Below are 2,531 nucleotides of genomic sequence, written 5' to 3' on the forward strand. Positions count from 1 at the left end.
TAGTACACACGATCTACTTTGCTCCAGCCCAGGATCCGATGCCATTGCGAGTACCGGTCTTGGTGTCGGAAGCCTCAGGCCAGCCGATATCCTTCTGCAGTTCGATCGGCAAGGAACGGATGGCGCGCTCGGTCTGGTAGCGGGCGCGTGCCGCGCTGAATTCGGTCGCGATGCGACCAAGAGACGACAGGATAGACATTTCTTTCTCCTTTGGTGGCTGGCGGGTGCCAGACAGCGCGTTGGTTACGTCGGGTTTGTTTCAACTTCATTTCGTGTCGAATGCAGGTCTGTGTCGGGGTCGTTTCATGGCTGCTTGTGGCAGCTGCCTCATTCGATGGAGTTGACTATCCTCCCAATCTGATGTTCAATCAAACGAAATGGAGTGATGTTTTGTATCAGAAAAATTGAAGGTCGGTTGCCATGAACGCCCCGCTCAATCATCCGCTGCCACTGCTCGATCTCGACGTTTTGCGCACTTTCGTGGCGATTGCCGAGACCGGCAGCTTCACCACCGCCGCCAATGCCGTCTTTCGCACGCCTTCGGCCGTCTCCATGCAGATCAAGAAGCTGGAGGACATTCTCGGCCGCTCCGTGTTCGCGCGCGACGCCCGCTCGGTGTCGCTGACCACGGACGGCGAGATGCTGCTCGGCTATGCCCGCCGGCTGCTGTCGATCAACCGCGAGGTGGTGTCGAAGTTCATCATTCCCGAGATTGTCGGTGTCGTGCGGCTTGGTTCGCCGGACGATTACGGCGAGCGCGTGCTGCCGCATGTGCTGAAGCGTTTCGCGCAGTCGCATCCGTCGATCGCCGTCGACGTCACCATCGACCAGAGCAGCAATCTGCGCCGGCGCATGGACGACCGGGCGCTCGACATCACGCTGCTGACCAATTCCTACAAGACCAGCGCGCTCGGCGCCGAGGTGCTGCTGACCGAGCCGATCGTCTGGGCTGGCGCCAAGGGCGGCTGCGCGCATCTGCGCGAGCCGCTGCCGGTGTCGCTTTGGGAAGAGGGCTGCGCCTGGCGCGCCGGAGCGCTCGATGCGCTTGGCCGCGAGGGCCGCAACTACCGCATCGCCTATATGAGCGCGCACACGGCCGGCCAGCGCGCCGCGATCATGTCCGATCTCGCCGTGGCGCCGCTGCCGAAGTCGTTTCTCGGCAACGACATGGTCGAACTCTGCCCGAAGGACGGCATGCCCGACATCGGCACCTACAATCTGGCGATGGTGGTGGCGCCGGACGCCAGCGCGCCGGTCAAGGCCGTCGCCGACCACATCCGCGCGACCTTCGAAGTGTTCCGGGAAACCGGCAAGTTCTGACCGGCTGGTAAGGACGACAATATAGAGCTACTCCGCCGCTTCGGCGGGGCGCTGTTCAGGCCTTAGTCTCGTGTCTTGCACGATCCGGCTCTCCCCGAGAAATTCGACGATGCGCTCGCGGGCGCGCCGGGCCTCCGGCATGTCGATCAGCGGCCAGACGTGGAACATGCCTTCCTCATAGACAAGATCGATTTCAACGCCGGCGGCGCGGGCTTTTTCCGCGAAGATCAGATTGTCGGGCGTCAAAAGATCGCGCGAGCCAGTCAAAAGCAGTGTTCTTGGCAGCACTGACAGATCTCCATAGACCGGGCTGATATGCCAGTCGCTGGGATCGATGCCGGCACTGTACAGACGAATCGCCTCTCGTCCGCCAGCTATGCCCAGCCAAGGGTCGTTGCGTTCCGCCTCGAACACTGCGGGATTGGTGAGCGACACGTCGAGACCCGGCGAAATGAGCACATGTCGTGACGGCAGGGACAGTCCTTCTTCGGCGGCCATCATGGTCAGCACCACAGCCATGTTGCCGCCGGCGGAATCGCCCATGAAGACGATGTCCTCGGCCTCCGTCTCGGCGAGCATCTGCCGGTAAACATCGCCAACCATCCCGAACATGGCGTGGAAATCATGTTCGGGGGCAATTGGATAGATCGGCACCGTGATTGCGTAGCCCAACCGATCCGCCATGTCGGCAATCAGGTGCCAATGATAGGGCGTGATTTCAAAGACATAGGCGCCGCCGTGCAAGTAGAGAATCCGCTTCTGTTCGCCGGACTTGGGTGGGATTTCGTATACGGGGAAGCCACCGACCGTATGCATCTCGATATCGAGACGCTGGTGTAGCGAGGCGGGCGGCCGGTGGTTCTCGGTCTTGCGCGCGGCCGCGATCCAGCGCTGCAGATTTTCCGGACTGGCAAATGCCTGCTTACGGCTGTGCCGCAAGACAAAAGACACGACATGGCTTTTCAAACTTGGCATGCGGATACACGAACTTCGGCCAAAGCCGACTAAGAGAACCCCCTAAATCGAAAGATTGTGCCGTGGCTGAAAATGTCAAGATTTGCGCCCGCGTCTACACGGCGGTTTGATCCGCGCCGCAGTGGTCAGCGACGCGGTAAAAGTGCGGCTCGCAGCCGGTTGCTGGTGGTCGCCGGGGACATGCGAGGTTCCCGGCGCATGCCGAGCAATTTGCATTTCTCGGCGAAGGTCATCAG

At 61.1% G+C, this 2,531-nt stretch carries 3 protein-coding genes; 1 reads left to right on the plus strand and 2 read right to left on the minus strand.

Annotated elements, in window-relative coordinates:
• Positions 1 to 13: 13 nt before the first annotated feature.
• The gene (locus ENZ74_RS28750; protein ID WP_013531162.1) at positions 14 to 199 is read right to left on the minus strand and encodes a hypothetical protein; all 186 of its coding nucleotides are present in this window, start codon (positions 197 to 199) and stop codon (positions 14 to 16) included.
• 221 nt (positions 200 to 420) lie between these two features.
• On the opposite strand from ENZ74_RS28750, the gene ENZ74_RS28755 reads away from it, so the two are divergent.
• Positions 421 to 1,320, plus strand: a complete 900-nt coding sequence (locus tag ENZ74_RS28755; RefSeq protein ID WP_013531163.1) for a LysR substrate-binding domain-containing protein — start codon at positions 421 to 423, stop codon at positions 1,318 to 1,320.
• 27 nt (positions 1,321 to 1,347) lie between these two features.
• Here ENZ74_RS28755 and ENZ74_RS28760 read toward each other — a convergent pair whose 3' ends face one another.
• A complete protein-coding gene (locus ENZ74_RS28760) occupies positions 1,348 to 2,295 on the minus strand; it encodes an alpha/beta hydrolase (protein ID WP_024501316.1) in 948 nt (315 codons plus the stop codon).
• Between the last annotated feature and the right edge of the window lie 236 nt (positions 2,296 to 2,531).

Origin of the sequence: Mesorhizobium sp. M7A.F.Ca.CA.002.15.2.1, from assembly GCF_003998715.1 — a bacterium.
Lineage (GTDB): Bacteria > Pseudomonadota > Alphaproteobacteria > Rhizobiales > Rhizobiaceae > Mesorhizobium > Mesorhizobium ciceri.

Excerpts from the sequence above, each read along its gene's own strand:
- ENZ74_RS28750 (WP_013531162.1), bottom strand. The coding sequence starts at position 199 with ATGTCTATCCTGTCGTCTCTTGGTCGCATCGCGACCGAATTCAGCGCG.
- ENZ74_RS28760 (WP_024501316.1), bottom strand. The coding sequence starts at position 2,295 with ATGCCAAGTTTGAAAAGCCATGTCGTGTCTTTTGTCTTGCGGCACAGC.
- ENZ74_RS28755 (WP_013531163.1), top strand. The coding sequence starts at position 421 with ATGAACGCCCCGCTCAATCATCCGCTGCCACTGCTCGATCTCGACGTT.